Genomic DNA, 14,930 nt, shown 5'->3' on the forward strand with positions numbered 1-14,930 from the left:
CAACCCCGCGATCCCTGGAAGCGCCAGGGCGGCACGGGCGTTGCTACATCCGCCCACATGTCGGCCCAGCAGCGCTTGCTCGTGCTCGTCGAACCGTCGCTGCTCGACGGCGTCGCGCGCTACGTCGCTGAGCCACGCAAGCGCGAGAGCATCGCGCTCGGCCTGGCCGCACGTGTGCCCGGCTCGACCGGTGACCGAGAGCGCACGGTGCAACGCGCGGCCGGCATCGCCGCGCGGCTCGATGGCGCGCTCAGCTTGCGCTCGCGCGCGCTCGACAGCGGGTCGGAGCAGGACTCCAGCGAATACGCGCGCCGCATCTGGAGCGAGGTCGCGTTGCTCGCGGCGACGCTCGGTCCTTCGTGGGGTGAGGGTGTCGGGCGCTCGCTCGGGCTGCTCGCGCACCCGGAGCGCTTCACCGGCCAGCCCGCTCCCGCAACGGTGCGCCACTTGTCGCGCGCGGTGCGGCACTTGCTCGGCTCCACGGCCGACGCAACCCAGGGGCTCGCGCTGCCGGGCGCCGAGCGCGCGCTGCCGGCGTGGGGAGGAGACGGCCTGGCGGGAGGCTACGTACCTGCGGAGTTCACCGACTGGCTCGCGCTGCTGCTCAGCGGCGATCGCTGGCCGCTCGAGCCGCTGGCGACCGAGCTGTTCGGCGCCCGCGCCGCCGCGGCCTGGCGCGACAACGCGCGGCGCGCTGCACGCGCGGCGGCTCGCAACGGCTGTCACCTGCTGGAGGTGGACCTGAACGCCCTGCGCGCCCAACGCGCGAGCACGCCGCCCGCGCGGCGTCGTTCCACACCGCCGCCGGCGGCCTGGGCTCTGGAAGCGCGCGTGGCGTGATCGCGCTCGCCAGATCGTAGAGCTCGACGCTACGCTCGGCTCATGAAGTGGCCTCCGTCCGCGCCGCTACTGCTCGGAACGATCGGGCTCCTCTCCTGCGGCACCGCCACGCCCCCGCCTGACGGACCCGTCACTCCGGCACCGACAGCGACGCCCGTCGCAGCACCTTCCGCGGCCCCGACAGCCCCGCCCGAGGCGGCTCCCTCCGCCAGCGCGGGGCCGGCGCCCTCCGCATCGGCGGCTGCCGCTGCTCCGCGCTGCGCCTCGAGCGACGACTGCACGAAGTTCGGAAAGTGCGTCGACTTGCCGGACGGGAAGTGCGGCGTCGATGCCGAGAGCTGTCGAGCTTCTTCCCAGTGCCCGTACTCCGGGCGCTGCGTGCCCTCGCAGGATGGGCGCCGCTGCACGGCGACCCGGGAGACTTGCCAGTCGTCGCAGGCCTGCCGCGAGGATGGCGAGTGCGACTTCGATGCCGACTCGGGTTGCGTCGCGAGCCCCGAGCTGTGCCGAAAGGGCGAGGTGTGCCCGAACGCGGGGCGCTGCGGCTACAGCGCCACGCTGAAGACGTGCGTGGCCCGGTCGCAGCAGGATTGCCGGCGCTCCAAGCAGTGCAAAGAGGTCGGCTTGTGCAGGATGGATGCCGAGACCGGGCACTGCCTGCCGGGTCTCCCTTAGCCCAGGAGCGCGAGCCTCTCTACCGGCTCCGCGAGGCGCCTCTCCACGTAGTCCGCCGGCGGCATCTCCTCGAGTCGGAAGGTGATCTGCCGCGTGCGCGGGTGCTCCTCGAGCGACAGATAGCCCTCGTCCGCCAGCGTACACAACATGCCGAAGGTGTGGCTCGGGGTCGAGATCGGGTGAGAGCCCGCGCTCGGGATGAAGGCGTTCAGATCGCAAGCGCGGAAAGGCTCGGCGCGCCGCGCCGGCTCGCCGAAGAAGCCCTCGAGCAGCGCGCGGTAGATGCCCTGGAAATACGCCTCGGCGAAGCTCACCCACTCGAGCGGGCGCGTCACCGCGAACTTGCCGTGCGGCGCCAGCACGGCGCGCACCTCGTGGGTCTCGAAGAAGCGCCGGAGCACGCGGATACTGTCGAGGAAGCGCTCGTACGCCGCCGAATACGCCTGCCCGGCGACGGTGAAGATCGGGATCACGTATGCGAGCGTCTCCGGCTTGTCGACGAGGCCGGTGCAGATGATGGTGTCACCGGGCACCGCCACGCCGAGCTCGGGGTCGTAGTAGAGCACGCAGTCCAACGAGTGACCGGGCGTGGCCAGCGCCAAGATGCCCGGAGGAAGCGCGCCCCTGTCCACGAACGAGAGCGCGCGCTTGGGCGTCTTGGCGAAGTAGCCGCTGAAGCGCTTGCGGAGCGCGTTGTTCAGCATCTGCTCGTCGCTGAAGGCGTTGTACTCGTGCAGCCCCCAGTGCGCACGGGTCTGGAAGATCTCGTAGGTCTCGTTGAGGAACGCGGCCTCCGGGTGGGTCAGGAAGCGATAGCCCGCCGAGTGCAGGTAGATTGGCGCGCGCTCACCGGCCGGCCGCCCGTGACCGGCGACGAGGCCCGCGCTGCCCGCATGGTCACCGTGACAGTGCGTGAGGCACAGCGCGTCGAGGCGGCGCACGCCGTGGGCCTCGAGCGCGCGCCGCGTCTCCTCCACCACGTCGGGTCGCGCCGGCCCGCACTCGAACAGCGTCGTCTGCCCGGCATGGCGCCGGAGCACCAGGTTCACGTGCTTGGGGCTGGGGTAGCCGCTCGGGACGGGCAACACGTCGAGCCGGCCGAGCAGGCCGAGCTCGCGGAAGGCGTCTGCGAAGGGCAGCATCCCGGTCCGCTTCTATCACGAGCGCTCGGCCCAGAAGCGCCTCACCATGGCGAGGTCGTCGGTGCGCCGGGCCGGAGGCAACGCCGCCAGCACCCGCTTTCCGTAGCTCTTCCGGTGGACGCGATCGTCGAACAGCGCCACCACGCCGAAGTCGGCGCGCGTGCGGATCAAGCGGCCGAAGCCCTGCTTCAGCGCCAGCGCCGCCGCGGGCACGAACAGCTTCATGAACGGGTTCTCGCCCTGCTCCTCCAGGCGCGCGGAGCGCGCGCGCACGATGGGATCGGTCGGCACCGCGAACGGGATCTTCTCCAGCACCACCAGCCGGAGCGCGTGCCCGGGGATGTCCACGCCCTCCCAGAAGCTGGACGTGGCCACCAGCACCGCGCGTCCGTCGCTGCGGAAGCGCTCGAGGAGCGCGCTCTTGGGCGCCTCGCCCTGCAACAGCAGCTCGCGCCCGCCGAGCCGGCCGCGCAGGGCGGCGTGGAGGCCACGCATCGAGCGCAGGCTGGTCGTGAGCACGAACGCGCCGCCGTCGGTGAGCTCCGTGAGCTCCACGATGCGGCGCGACGCCAGCTCGATGAACGCCGGGTCGCTCGGCTCCGGCAGGTCTCGCGGCGTGTAGAACAGCGCGTTGTTCGGGAAGTCGAAGGGCGAGTCGATCAGCGCTTCGTTCACCTCTACGCGGTCACCGTCGAGCCCGAGGCGCGCGCGCAGGTACGCAAACGGGCTCTCGTCCGGGCGCAGCGCGCCCGTGGCCAGGGTCGCGCTGGTGAGCACCACCGCCGGCACGCTCTCGAACACCAGATCGCGGAACAACCCGGAGACGTCCACCGGCGTCGAGGACAAGGTCCAGCTCCGCGCGCCGGCCTCGAGCCAGGTGACGCGCCCCGGCCCGCCGTCGATGGCCACGGCGAGCTGCTCGCGCAGCGAGGTCACCCGGCGCGAAGCGATCTCGAGCGCGTCGGCGACGGCCCGCGGGTCTTGGCGCAAGCGCGAGCTCCCCGCGGTCAGGCGCCCGCGCGTCGACTCCGCCAGCCCGACGACGCCCTCGAGCGCGGAGTCGAGCTCGTGCCAGCGCGCCGCCAGCTCGCCGCTCCAGACGTCGCGCTCGATGGCGACGCGGGCGTCCGGGCTCGTGCTCGCCTCGGCCTGCACGGCGAGCCGCGCCCAGAACGCATCCGAAGCGCGCCGCGCCCCTTGGATGGCGCCGGCGCCCAGAGCCGGCTCCGACGCACCGACCAGGATCCGCTCCAGGTCTTTCAGGATGGCCTCGATGCGCGCGCTCGACACCCGCACGCCGAAGAAGTCCGTGGCGATGTCCTCGAGCTGGTGCGCCTCGTCGAAGATGACGGCGTCGTAGTCCGGCAAGACGCGCCCCGGGTGCGGCCCGCGCAGCGCCAGATCCGCGAAGAACAGGTGGTGATTGACGATCACCAGGCGCGCCGCTTCGGCGTCGCGACGCATGCGCGTGACGAAGCACTCGTCGAAGTGTTTGCAGCCCGGGCCCACGCGAGTGTCGCTCGACGAGGTGACGTCGCGCCAGATGGGGTCGTCCTCCGGCAGCTCGCCGAGCTCGCTCACGTCCCCGCTCAGCGTCCGCTGTCGCCACTCTTCGATGTGCACGAGCGCGGCTTCGCGGGACGGATCCAAGGTCTGGTAGCGCTGCTCCTCGAAGCGGCGCAGGCACAGGTAGTTGCCGAGCCCCTTCATCACCGCGGCCTGGGCGTCGAGGCCCAGGTGCTCCTCGATCAGCGGCAGGTCGCGGGTCGCGATCTGCTCCTGTAGCGCGCGCGTGGCGGTCGAGACCACGACCTTCTTCCCGCTGAGGATGGCCGGAACCAGGTAGGCCAGCGTCTTGCCCGTGCCTGTTCCTGCCTCGCACAACAAGATGCGCTGGTCGGCGAGCGCCCGCTCCACGGCTGCCGCCATCTGGAGCTGCCCGGGACGCGACTCGTAGTGCGGGAGCGACGCCGCCAGCGGTCCGTCGTCGCCGAGCAGCTCGACCGCGCGGCTCACCCGCTCTTCGAGTCCGGCGCAGGCGGGATGGTGCCTGGAGGCGGGGGCCCGGTGTTGGTGTCGAGGAACTGCACGCCGCAGATCTGCCCGTCGGCCTCCTCTTGGACCCAGACGATGCGGCAGGGCCGGCGGACATGCTCCTCGTCTCCCAGCGAGATCTCGTATTCGTTGCCGACCTCTACGCGGTCCTCGACGATGATCCGCACACCGCCGCGGCTGACGTTGAGCGTCCAGCCCTCGACCTCCGAGTCCTTGCCGAAGAGCCTGACCCTGTCGGACGCCTCACGCCGCGCCCCGCCGGTTTGGCGGCGCGTGCTGTGCGCGTTCGACCCCGCTCCGGACGGGGGTGTCGAGTCTTGGCCGCTCACGATCCGGGTGAACATATCAAACCTCCTCCTCGGATGCGTCCGCCGCGCGAAGATTCGGGAGCGCGCGGCATGACCTCCGAGTCCGACCCGCCTTGACGCTGGGAGCGTGGTCTGCGAAGTTTCTAACGCTGGCTTCGAAGAGCGGGGGTTGTCGCTAATCATCGAAAATCGTTGACCATCGCGAGAAACTGGGAAGGCACCCGGCCTCCGGATGGACTAAGCTCCCCCACCACGCTGCAAGCCACATGCCGCCCCCGACCCCCCAAGAGCTGAAAAAGCTGCTGCTTAGCGAGGGTCTCGAGATCTACCGGACGCTGGTTGATCGAGTGATGCTGGCCGACCGCGTTCGCGACAACCTGATCATGGACAGCGGCGTCAGCGTGCTGTCGCAGGACGGCTCGCTGGGGATTCGGGTCGTCTTTCGCGCGCAAGCGTGTGATTTCCAAGGTGAAAGTCCAGAGGGATTGTTCGGGCACGCGCGCCGCTTGGGTCAACCTGGGCAGCTCCGGGGTTACACCGAGGCGAGCACCACCGTCGTGCCCATCCACGACCCCGGCGACAAGACCCGCGTGCTCGACACCTGGTACGAGGTCGCCTACGAGCGCGCCATCGGCGACGCCGCGGAGCTGATGCCGGAGCTGCGGGTCGCGCTGGAGTGGCCGAAAGTCGCGACCCGAGGCGGGACGTAGACCAGCCCGGGGGAGCGTGGTAGGTCCGTCGCCCTTCGCGCGCCCCCTCGAGGCGCGCACCCCAGAGCCATGCTGTCGTTCTTTCGCAAAGGTGGAGGCGGCCAGATCATCATCGGCGGGATCGTCTTCGCGATCATCGTCGTCTTCATCATGGAGTTCCGCCCCGGGCGCGAGGGCGGCGCGGGCATCTCCCGCGAGTGCGCGGTGAAGCTCCTGGAGAGCTGCATCGACCGCAAGGAGTACTTCGCGGCCTTCGGGCTGATCGTCCCCCGCGAGCTCCCGCAGAAGAAGGTCAAGGAGATGGGCCTGCGCAAGGTCGTCATGGACGGCTTCGTCGAGCGCGAGCTCTTGCTCAAAGAGGCCGCGCGGCTCGGGGTCGGGGTGAGCGAGGAGGAGCTCGACGAAGAGCTGTCGTCCGGCCGCGCCCGCGTGTCGGTGCCCTACCACCAGCTGGACTGGCTGGGCTACTCGCTTGGGATCAGCCAGGAGATGGTCCGGCTCCTGCCGGTGAAGAGCGCCCAGACGAGCGAGTTCGACTACAAGATCTACGAGCGGGTCGTGCGCAACACCACGAACCGCAGCCCCAAGGAGTTCAAGGAGATGCAGCGCCGCGAGGTGGTGGCGCAGCGCGTCCGCGATCTGGTGCGCTCGCGGGTCCGCGTCTCCGAGACCGAGGCCTACGCGCAGTGGGAGCGCGAGCGCTCGAAGGCCGTGGCCCGCGTCGTCTCCGTCCAACGGGAGTGGTTCGGCAAGTGGGTGGTGGACGCCTCGGACGGCGCCGTGGACGACTGGGCGCTCAAGAACCAGAAGCAGGTCGATGACGCCTGGAAGCAGGCTCAGGCCAGCTGGAAAGCGGAGTGCCCGCTGGTCAGCGAGGTCGTGGCCTCCGTCGAGGAAGAGTCCGGCGACGCCACCAAGACCGAGAAGCGCCAGCAGGTGCAGAGCGCGCTCGACCGCATCAAGAAGGGCGAGGCCTTCGAAGTCGTGGCAAAGTCCGCGAGCGAAGGCGCCGCCGACATCGGCTGCCTGGACGAGAGCTACGGCCCCGGCGCCAAGGAGCTGCTCGACGCCGTCAAGACCATGAAGGCCGGCCAGGTCTCCGAGGTCCTCGAGTCGAAGCGCGGCTTCCACGTGCTCAAGTTCCACGGACTTCTTGCGGAGAAAGACGTCGAGAAGACCGGCAAGCGCGCGACCGCGCGGCGCATGGCCGTGCCGGCCATGGCCACCGAGCTCGCCAAGGAGTTCGCCGACAAGCTGATCGAGAAGGCCAAGGGCGGCGCCAAGCTCGAGGACGCCGCCAAGGAGCTGGCGCTCGAGTACGCCGGACGGCGCGCGCCCAAGAAGCCCGTGATGATGCCCGGGGTCGAGGCGCCTGCGGCGCCGAAGCCCGCCGCCGAGCCGCCGGCGTTGGAGGATGCGCTCCGCCCCAAGGTGGAGATCACCGCACCTTTCAGCATCGCTGGCAGCCCCATCGAGAGCCCGATGCCCGGCGAGGCGCCGGCCGCCAAGCTGTTCGAGCTGAAGGACGTGGACGCGCTGGTGGACAAGCCGGTCAGGACCACGACGGGCTTCGCCGTGCTCCAGCTCAAGGAGAAGACCTTGGCCAAGAAGGAAGACTTCGCCAAGGACCGCCTGGCCATCCTGCGCGGCCTGCGGGTGGCCAAGGAGCAGGACGCCGTCGTGCGCTACATCGCGGCGCTGCGCAGCAAGGTGAAGGACAAGATCACCTACGACCAGCGGCTGCTCGAGGATACCTCCGCCGACGACGGCTCGGGAGACGGTTGAAGCTCGACGAGCTCCGCTTCGAGGAGCGCGCTCTCGACAGCGGCCTGCGCGCCATCGTGGTGCCGATGCGCGGCGTGCACCGCGTGGTCGTGAACGCTCAGCTGCGCACGGGTCCGGCCTACGAGCCCCCGGAGGACAACGGCGTCAGCCACTTCCTCGAGCACATGCTGTACCGCGGCACCGAGCGCCACCCCTCCGCGCACGCTCAGGCCGACGCCTTCGAGAGCCTGGGCGGCACGCTGGGAGCCTCGACCTACGTGGACCACGGCAGCATGGCCATCTCCGTGCCGGTCGAGTCGTTCGCGAAGACCCTGCCGCTCTTCGCGGAGGTTTACCGGACGCCGCTCTTCAGCCAGATCGAGATCGAGAAGGGCATCGTCGGCGAGGAGATCCTGGAGAGCCTGGACGACGACGGCGAGCCCGTGGGCGCCGACGAGCTGATCCGGACGCTGTGCTTCGGCGATCACCCGCTGGGCCGGCCCATCGTCGGCACGCCCGAAAACCTGGAAGCGGTGGACGAGAAGAAGCTCCGCCGCTACCACGACGCGCTCTATGTCGGAGCCAACACCGTGCTCTGCATCGCCGGTCCGGTGGACGCCGGCGCGGTGCTCGACGAGGTGGCGAGGGTGTTCGCGGGGCTCGCGCGTGGCGCGGCGCCGAGCACGCCGGCGCTGGCCGAGCAGACCGCCCCGCGCTTTCGTTACGTGGACCACGCCGGGAGCCAGACCGAGCTCCGGGTCGCGTTCCGCGCGCCGCCCGACCTGCACCCGCTCGAGCCGGCGACGGACATCCTGCTCCGCGTGCTCGACGACGGCATGTCCACGCGGCTCTACCACCGCATCTGCGACGAGAAAGGGCTCTGCTACGACGTCTCGGCGGGCTACGAGGCCTACGTCTCCGGAGGCATCTTCGACCTGGCGGCGGAGGCGACCCACGAACGCGCGGAGGAGCTGTTGGGGGAGCTGTTCGCGCTGGTACGCGAGCTCCGGGATCAGGGCCCGACCGACGCGGAGCTCGACAAGGTGCGCGCCCGGCTGGGCTGGCACTTCGAGGCGATGCTCGACGACCCGGGTGAGCTGGCGACCTTCGTCGCGTCCGGGGTGCTCACGGACGTCGCGCCCAAGCTCGCGGAGCGCCGAGCGCAGCTGCTCTCGGTGACTCGTGCCGACGTGCGGCGTGCCGCGGAGCACGTGTTCACGAGCCGGGGCCTGAGCGTGCTGGCCGTGGGCTCCCTGCGCAAGCGCGAGCGCAAGTCGCTGGAGCGGGCGACGCTCGACTTCTCCTGAGGTATACTCGCCGCATGCGCAAGCGGTCCCTCCTGGCAGTTCCCTTCGTGCTCGGCCTGGTCTTCGCGTCGGCGTGCGGCGACGACGACGACGATGGCGGCGGAGGAGGCAGCGGCGGCACCGGCGGCGGCAGCCCGGACAACGTCGGCTCGGTGTGCAAGGTCCCCGGGGACTGCTACCCGGAGCTCGAGGCCGGCGCGCTGAAGGGCGAGGCCATCTGCCTGGACAGAACCGACGAGGGCTACTGCACGCACATGTGCCAGGACGACTCGGACTGCTGCGCCGTCGAGGGTGAGTGCAAGACCTCGCTGAAGCAGGTGTGCGCGCCGTTCGAGAGCACGGCCGGGAAGAAGTGCTTCTTGAGCTGCGAGAACGCCGACATCGGTGGAGCGGACGCCGATCAGTACTGTCGCGACAACGTCCACCCCGACTTCGGGTGCCGCTCGACGGGCGGCGGCAACGAGAACCGCAAGGTCTGCTTCCCGGTGGACTGCGGCGTGGGCGAATCGTGTGCGGGAGACGCCGAGTGCGCCGCCGGCCTCGTCTGCCTGACCAGCTTCAAGGGAGGCTACTGCGGCAAGAGCGACTGCGCGGTCAACGCCGACTGCCCCACCGGCTCCTTGTGCGTGAAGAACGGCAGCGGGAGCTACTGCGCCCTGAGCTGCACCGCGCCGGGCGACTGCGCCAGCTGCCGCGGCGCCGACGTGATCGCGGACTGCAAGGCCGACGCGACCTTCATGGAAGCGGGCACGACCGGGAGCGTGTGCGTGCCTGCGAACAAGTGAGCAGCCCTCGAGCTGAGCAGTCTTGGCGCGATCAGATCGCGATCCGAAAGGGGTAGCGGCAACCCACGAGAATGTCCGGCGAGGCCGGCGGAAGCCTCCTCGGCCCGAGGATCGGCCGCCCGGACTTCGCAGGTCACGCTTGGCGTGCGACCTCGAAGAAATCCATCCCCGACGGGATCTCCTCGGCGCCGTAGCGCGCAACGACGTCACCGCACCCGGTCTTCGATCCCGACGCGCTCGATGCGCGGCAGCACCGCGTCGCCGAACAGCGCGAGCCGCTCGCCCACGGTGGCCTCCGCGTTCCCGCCCTGGGCGCGCGTCGTGTAGAACGCCGCGTAGCACTGCCCGATGGTGTGACCCACGGCGAGGGCGTAGCCCTCGATCTCACCTTCCTTGCCTGCGCGCCGCACGCCCACCACGAGCTCGGTGTGGTAGCCCGCCGGGGACTCCAGCGCGCGGCGGTCCACCACGCTCGCGGGCTCGGCCTCGGGGTTCGGCGCCTTGGGGCGCCAGAGCGTGATTTGCTTCTGGCAGTCTTCGCGCCGCGCCAGCCGCGAGGTGCGCCAGGTCTTCACCGAGAGCTCCGACGAGCTGGGCGGGTGCCGCGCGGTCCACCAGGGCTCGCGCACGTCCTCGATCTGCCAGTCCTTGCGCTCCGGCAGCGACACGGTCACCGAGAAGCGCCCCGAGGTCACGCTGCCCCAGGCGCGATCCGCGATGCCGACGCTGCTCTTCGGCACGGGCGGCGGTGGGGGCACCGGCGCGGGCGCCGGCTCGGGCGGCGGTGCCGCCGCGCAGGCCGCGCTCCCGAGCGCGAGCATCAGGCACACGAGCCGGGACACGGCGCTCACACGCGGGTCAGCCACTCCGGGTGCGAGTCGTCGCTGCCCTTGACCACGTCGAAGTAGCGCTTCTGCATCGCGCGAGTGATGGGGCCCGCCTGCCCGCTGCCAATGCTGCGGTGGTTGATCTCCCGCACCGGCGTGATCTCGGCGGCGGTGCCGGTCAGAAAGACCTCGTCCGCCAGGTACAGCTCGTCGCGAGTGATGAACTGCTCGGTGACGACCAGCCCCTCTTCGCGCGCCAGGGTGATCACGGTATCGCGAGTGATGCCGCTCAGGATCGAGGCCGCCTGCGGCGGCGTCAGCAGCTTGCCGCTCTTGACCAGGAAGATGTTCTCGCCCGAGCCCTCGGAGACGTAACCGTTCACGTCGGTCAGGATGGCCTCGTCGAAGCCCGCGAGCTTCGCCTCCTGCTTGGCCATCACGCTGTTGATGTACTGGCCGACCAGCTTGCCCTTGGCGAAGGACACGTTGATGTGGTGCCGCGAGAACGACGACACCATGCAACGGATGCCCTTCTCCAGCGCCTCGGGGCCGAGGTAAGTGCCCCACTTCCAGGTCGCGATGTAGGTCGCGACCGGGTTCTTCGGCGCGTACACGCCCATGGCACCGTCGGCGATCAGCGCGATGGGGCGCAGGTACGCCTCCGCCATCTCGTTCGCGCGGAGCACGTCGATGCAGCCCTGCACGACCTGCTCGCGGGTCACGGTCGGCTTGATCATCACCAGCTGACACGAGTCGAAGAGCCGGTCGATGTGCTCCCGGAGGCGGAAGATCGCGGTCTCGCCGCGCGCGCGTTTGTAGGCTCGGATGCCCTCGAAGGCACCCACCCCGTAGTGCAGCGTGTGGGTCAGGAGCGACAGATTGCCGCCCGACTTCCAGTCGCTGATCTCGCCGTCTTTCCAGACTTTCTGACCGTATTCGAGCATCGAGCCTCCCCGGCGGAGCCGGGCGGACCTTAGCTGCGCCGGGGGCATCGGTCGACCGCCAAAGCACCCCGGTGGGACCTTTCGGTGATTTTCGGGATGCGCGGCCGCGGGCCTGTGGTAAGGACCGAGGGTCTGGTGGGTCGGACTCTGCGACGCGAGCTGCGTCCGAGTCGGGGAAACAGCCCACCAGGTGCTACGCGGCACCCAGGTCGGGGCCCGTTGCGGAAGGACAGACCATGTATCAGCAACGCCAGAAGCCCGGCGGAGGCCGCCGGCGCAGGCGCAAGCAACGTTCATCCGAGCCGCGAGGAGCGGTCGAGCCCATCCTGATCGCGGCCCGGCGCCCCAACGCGCCGCTCGTGGCCCGCGCGCCCGCGGCCATGTCCGCGGCACCCAAGTCGGTGCGCCCCGCGGTGCTGAAGGCCGACAACGGCCGCCCCGCTCGCCCGGAGCCGGAGCCGGTCCAACGCCGAACGGCGCGCATCGTCCAGGTCACCAAGACCGACCACGACGAGCGCGAGCGGCTGCGCCTGCGCCTGCTCGATCGGCTGATGGCCGCCGAGACCCGCGGCGCCATCACCCGCGCGGTGGACGAGCTCCTGCGCGAGGGCTTCGAGCTCCCTGCGGAGCAGCCCTTGCAGCTCCAGCTCCTCGACCACTTCGACGAGGAGCGCGCGCGCTCCGCCATCGAGGTGCTCGGCGTGCTGGTGGCCCAGGCGCCCGCCTTCAAGCGTCCGGTCATGGAGCAGCGCCTGCGCAGGCTGGAAGAGTACGCCGAAGACTCCTCGATCCGCGACGCGGCCGCCGAGCTGCGCCGGGCCATTCGCGCCTGATCCCCGTGGCCCAGGCGCTCCCCACGGATCTGACTGCGCACGACTTCGAGCGCCGCCTGCGCGACCTGGTGTCGGCTCACGGGCGCGAGCGCGAGAACGAAGGCTGCGTGCAGTGCACGGGCTGCGTGGCCTGCCTCTCCTGCACGTTTTGCCGGGATTCGGAGCGTCTGGTGCGCTGCAACTACTGCGTCGGCTGCCGCGGCTGCACGGACTCGTCGCACTGCCGCGGCTCGAGCGGCCTGCTCGGCTGCCAGCACTGCGTCGAGTGCGAGAGCTGCTCGAATTCGAGCTACCTGGTGCGCTCGGTGTCGCTCTCCCGCTGCAACTACTGCTTCGGCTGCGTGGGCCTGACCGGCAAGGACTTCCACCTGCTCAACGTGCCGCTCTCCCGCACGGACTACTTCACGCTCACGCGCCGGCTGGCGCGCGAGCTTCGCCTCTGACCCCGCCATGGCCGAGCTCTCCGATCCCGCGGTCGAAGCCCTGTGGAAGAACGCCCTCGACCACTGGGACGAGGAGAAGGCGCACATCGCGTTCGTTGACGCCTGCCGCGAGCGGGGCAAGCTGGCGGAGGCCGCGGCCCGCTACCGCGGCATGGCCGGCGATCGCGATCGGGGCCCCGAGGCCGAGAAACGCCTGAAGACCATCCTCGCCATCGCCATCGCCTCGCTCGAGGTCGCGCGCACTCCGGAGCCCGTGGTGAAACGCCGCGCGACGGCCCTCGCCGTGCTCGTGGTGCTCGTCGCCGCGACGATCGGGCTCCTGGTCTACGTCAGCGTCGTGCGCTGACGGTGAAGGCGTGAATTTTCGGGGGGTTGGCGCCCCGGGGGAATGCCCGCGAACCACCCGGGGTTTCGCGACACCGGGCAAACCTGCTATCGAGACGACGCCCGGGGTGCCGTGGCGACGAAGCGCCACGACACGACGCATTCCATCAGCAAGAGGAGAACAGAAATGAAGACGGCCGTGCTCGCAATGACACTCGCTGCCTTCGCCTGCGTGGCGTGCGGCGGCGACGAGAAGAAACCCCCGACCGCTCCCACCGGCGGCACGGATGACCCGACCGCGAACGCCAAGAAGGCCACCAACGACGGCTCGGGCGAGAAACCCGGCGACAACCCGGCGCAGTCGCAGATCAACATCTCCGACGAGATCCGCAAGGCCTGCGGCATCTCGGACGTGGACGCGCACTTCGCCTTCAACTCGTCGAACATCCGCGAGCAGGATCACAAGATCCTGGGACAGCTCGCCACCTGCTTCACCAGCGGCCCCCTGGCGGGCCGGGAGATGCGCCTGGTGGGCCACGCGGATCCGCGCGGCGAGCCGGAGTACAACATGGTCCTGGGCGGCAAGCGCGCCGACAACGTCAAGGGCTTCATCGCCAAGAAGGGCATGAACGCGGACAAGATCGCCACCACCTCGCGAGGCGAGATGGACGCGACCGGAACCGACGAAGCGACCTGGAGCAAGGATCGCCGCGTCGACGTGGTGCTCGGCGACTGACATGGTGCTCGCCGCTCCCGCCGCTGCCGACGCGCAGCTGAACCCCGTCAAGCTGATGCTCGGTTCCTCGGGCGTCGTGCTGGTGGTGCTGTTGATCCTGATCGTCGCGGCGACGGGAGTATGGGTGATCTGGCTCTTGAAGAGCATGCAGCTGCGCCGGCTGATGTCGGCGCAGCACCAGTTCGAGCGCGAGGCCGAGCGCGCCGCGGGCTCTTCGGATCTGATCACGCTGGCGCTCAAGCACCGCGACTCCCCCGGCGGACGCGTGGTGATGGAGCTCGCGAAGCGGCATCACATGCCGAACCTGTCGAGCGACCTGCTGATGGCGGTGGCCAAGCGCGCAATCGCGTCGGAGCAGCAGCGCGCCTCGACGCTGATGCCGACGCTCTCCAGCATCGCCTCCGCCACGCCCTTCATCGGCCTGTTCGGCACGGTCTGGGGCATCATGAACGCGTTCATCAAGATCGGCGTCGAGAAGAGCGCCTCGCTGCCCGTGGTGGCCCCCGCCATCGGCGAGGCGCTGATCGCCACGGCCTTCGGCCTGGTCGCGGCCATCCCCGCGACCATCGGCTTCAACTACGTGGACAAGCGCATCGGCGACCTGATGGAGGAGCTGACCGCTTCGTCCGAGGCCTGGGCCGAGGTCCTGGCCGCGGATCCCGGCGGGCCGACCTCCGCCGTGCCGCTGGTCAAGGAGTCGAACCGCCCGCCCGCGCAGCCGGGCTACGCCAGAGGCTGACCCATGGGCATGCAGGTCGGCTCACGACGTCGCGGAGGCTTCCGCGACATCAACGTCACCCCGCTGGTGGACGTGATGCTGGTCTTGCTCATCGTGTTCATGGTCACCGCGCCGCTCCTGACCACCGGCCTCCGCATCGACTTGCCGGAGGTGAAGGCCGCCGAGACGCCGGTGAAGGACGCGCGCCTGCTCGTGACGGTCACCAAGGAAGAGCGCGTGCTGTTCGGCGAGAAGGACGTCACCGGCAGAGTCGCCCAGGCCCTGCGCGAGAGCCAGCGCGTGCAGACCGAGCGCGAGCTCTACATCCGCGCCGACAAGGACGCGCGCTACGGCATCGTGGCCGACGTGGTCGCCGCCGCCCGCAACAGCGGCGTCGAGTCGCTGAACCTGCTGGTCCAGCCGGAGCTGGAAGAGGTGGCCGACGAGCCGGAGAAGCCCGGAAAAGCCGGCGCCGGTGGAATGGGCAAGCCAGCAACGCCGTCTCAGAAGAAGAAGTGA

At 70.2% G+C, this 14,930-nt stretch carries 17 protein-coding genes; 12 read left to right on the plus strand and 5 right to left on the minus strand.

The window, feature by feature from the left end; translation table 11 throughout:
* Positions 1 to 57: 57 nt before the first annotated feature.
* A complete protein-coding gene (locus tag HS104_02595; GenBank protein ID MBE7478866.1) occupies positions 58 to 840 on the plus strand; it encodes a hypothetical protein in 783 nt (260 codons plus the stop codon).
* A gap of 42 nt (positions 841 to 882) precedes the next feature.
* Positions 883 to 1,515: a hypothetical protein gene (locus tag HS104_02600; GenBank protein MBE7478867.1), complete on the plus strand. Its 633-nt coding sequence runs from the start codon at positions 883 to 885 to the stop codon at positions 1,513 to 1,515.
* Here HS104_02600 and HS104_02605 read toward each other — a convergent pair.
* From HS104_02605 to HS104_02615, 3 genes are all read right to left on the minus strand, one after another.
* Entirely contained in the window at positions 1,512 to 2,657 is a 1,146-nt protein-coding gene (locus tag HS104_02605; GenBank protein MBE7478868.1) for an MBL fold metallo-hydrolase, read from the minus strand. The two genes, HS104_02600 and HS104_02605, sit on opposite strands and share 4 nt — an antisense overlap.
* Before the next feature lie 15 nt (positions 2,658 to 2,672).
* Entirely contained in the window at positions 2,673 to 4,586 is a 1,914-nt protein-coding gene (locus tag HS104_02610) for an ATP-dependent DNA helicase (GenBank protein ID MBE7478869.1), read from the minus strand.
* Between the two features lie 83 nt (positions 4,587 to 4,669).
* Positions 4,670 to 5,056 carry a PilZ domain-containing protein gene (locus HS104_02615; protein ID MBE7478870.1) on the minus strand — a complete coding sequence of 129 codons (387 nt, stop codon included), beginning with the start codon at positions 5,054 to 5,056 and terminating at the stop codon, positions 4,670 to 4,672.
* Positions 5,057 to 5,286: 230 nt separating this feature from the next.
* Here HS104_02615 and HS104_02620 point away from each other — a divergent pair, with 230 nt between their 5' ends.
* From HS104_02620 to HS104_02635, 4 genes are all read left to right on the plus strand, one after another.
* Complete coding sequence (locus HS104_02620) at positions 5,287 to 5,730, plus strand: hypothetical protein (protein MBE7478871.1); 444 nt, start codon at positions 5,287 to 5,289, stop codon at positions 5,728 to 5,730.
* 69 nt (positions 5,731 to 5,799) lie between these two features.
* Complete coding sequence (locus tag HS104_02625; protein ID MBE7478872.1) at positions 5,800 to 7,515, plus strand: SurA N-terminal domain-containing protein; 1,716 nt, start codon at positions 5,800 to 5,802, stop codon at positions 7,513 to 7,515.
* 65 nt (positions 7,516 to 7,580) lie between these two features.
* Positions 7,581 to 8,801: an insulinase family protein gene (locus tag HS104_02630; protein ID MBE7478873.1), complete on the plus strand. Its 1,221-nt coding sequence runs from the start codon at positions 7,581 to 7,583 to the stop codon at positions 8,799 to 8,801.
* 14 nt (positions 8,802 to 8,815) lie between these two features.
* Complete coding sequence (locus HS104_02635; GenBank protein ID MBE7478874.1) at positions 8,816 to 9,586, plus strand: hypothetical protein; 771 nt, start codon at positions 8,816 to 8,818, stop codon at positions 9,584 to 9,586.
* Positions 9,587 to 9,792: 206 nt separating this feature from the next.
* On the opposite strand, the gene HS104_02640 is transcribed toward HS104_02635, so the two are convergent.
* A complete protein-coding gene (locus tag HS104_02640) occupies positions 9,793 to 10,428 on the minus strand; it encodes a hypothetical protein (protein ID MBE7478875.1) in 636 nt (211 codons plus the stop codon).
* 5 nt (positions 10,429 to 10,433) lie between these two features.
* The gene (locus tag HS104_02645) at positions 10,434 to 11,357 is read right to left on the minus strand and encodes a branched-chain amino acid transaminase (GenBank protein ID MBE7478876.1); all 924 of its coding nucleotides are present in this window, start codon (positions 11,355 to 11,357) and stop codon (positions 10,434 to 10,436) included.
* Between the two features lie 236 nt (positions 11,358 to 11,593).
* On the opposite strand from HS104_02645, the gene HS104_02650 reads away from it, so the two are divergent.
* The 6 genes from HS104_02650 to HS104_02675 all read left to right on the plus strand — a co-directional run bounded on the left by HS104_02650 (position 11,594) and on the right by HS104_02675 (position 14,930).
* Complete coding sequence (locus tag HS104_02650) at positions 11,594 to 12,190, plus strand: hypothetical protein (GenBank protein ID MBE7478877.1); 597 nt, start codon at positions 11,594 to 11,596, stop codon at positions 12,188 to 12,190.
* Positions 12,191 to 12,219: 29 nt separating this feature from the next.
* The gene (locus tag HS104_02655; protein ID MBE7478878.1) at positions 12,220 to 12,633 is read left to right on the plus strand and encodes a hypothetical protein; all 414 of its coding nucleotides are present in this window, start codon (positions 12,220 to 12,222) and stop codon (positions 12,631 to 12,633) included.
* A 7-nt stretch (positions 12,634 to 12,640) separates the two neighbouring features.
* Positions 12,641 to 12,979 carry a hypothetical protein gene (locus tag HS104_02660; GenBank protein MBE7478879.1) on the plus strand — a complete coding sequence of 113 codons (339 nt, stop codon included), beginning with the start codon at positions 12,641 to 12,643 and terminating at the stop codon, positions 12,977 to 12,979.
* A 165-nt stretch (positions 12,980 to 13,144) separates the two neighbouring features.
* The gene (locus tag HS104_02665; protein MBE7478880.1) at positions 13,145 to 13,693 is read left to right on the plus strand and encodes an OmpA family protein; all 549 of its coding nucleotides are present in this window, start codon (positions 13,145 to 13,147) and stop codon (positions 13,691 to 13,693) included.
* A gap of 1 nt (position 13,694) precedes the next feature.
* A complete protein-coding gene (locus HS104_02670) occupies positions 13,695 to 14,432 on the plus strand; it encodes a MotA/TolQ/ExbB proton channel family protein (GenBank protein ID MBE7478881.1) in 738 nt (245 codons plus the stop codon).
* 3 nt (positions 14,433 to 14,435) lie between these two features.
* Positions 14,436 to 14,930: a biopolymer transporter ExbD gene (locus tag HS104_02675; protein ID MBE7478882.1), complete on the plus strand. Its 495-nt coding sequence runs from the start codon at positions 14,436 to 14,438 to the stop codon at positions 14,928 to 14,930.

This window comes from Polyangiaceae bacterium (genome assembly GCA_015075635.1).
Lineage (GTDB): Bacteria > Myxococcota_A > Polyangia > Polyangiales > Polyangiaceae > JADJKB01.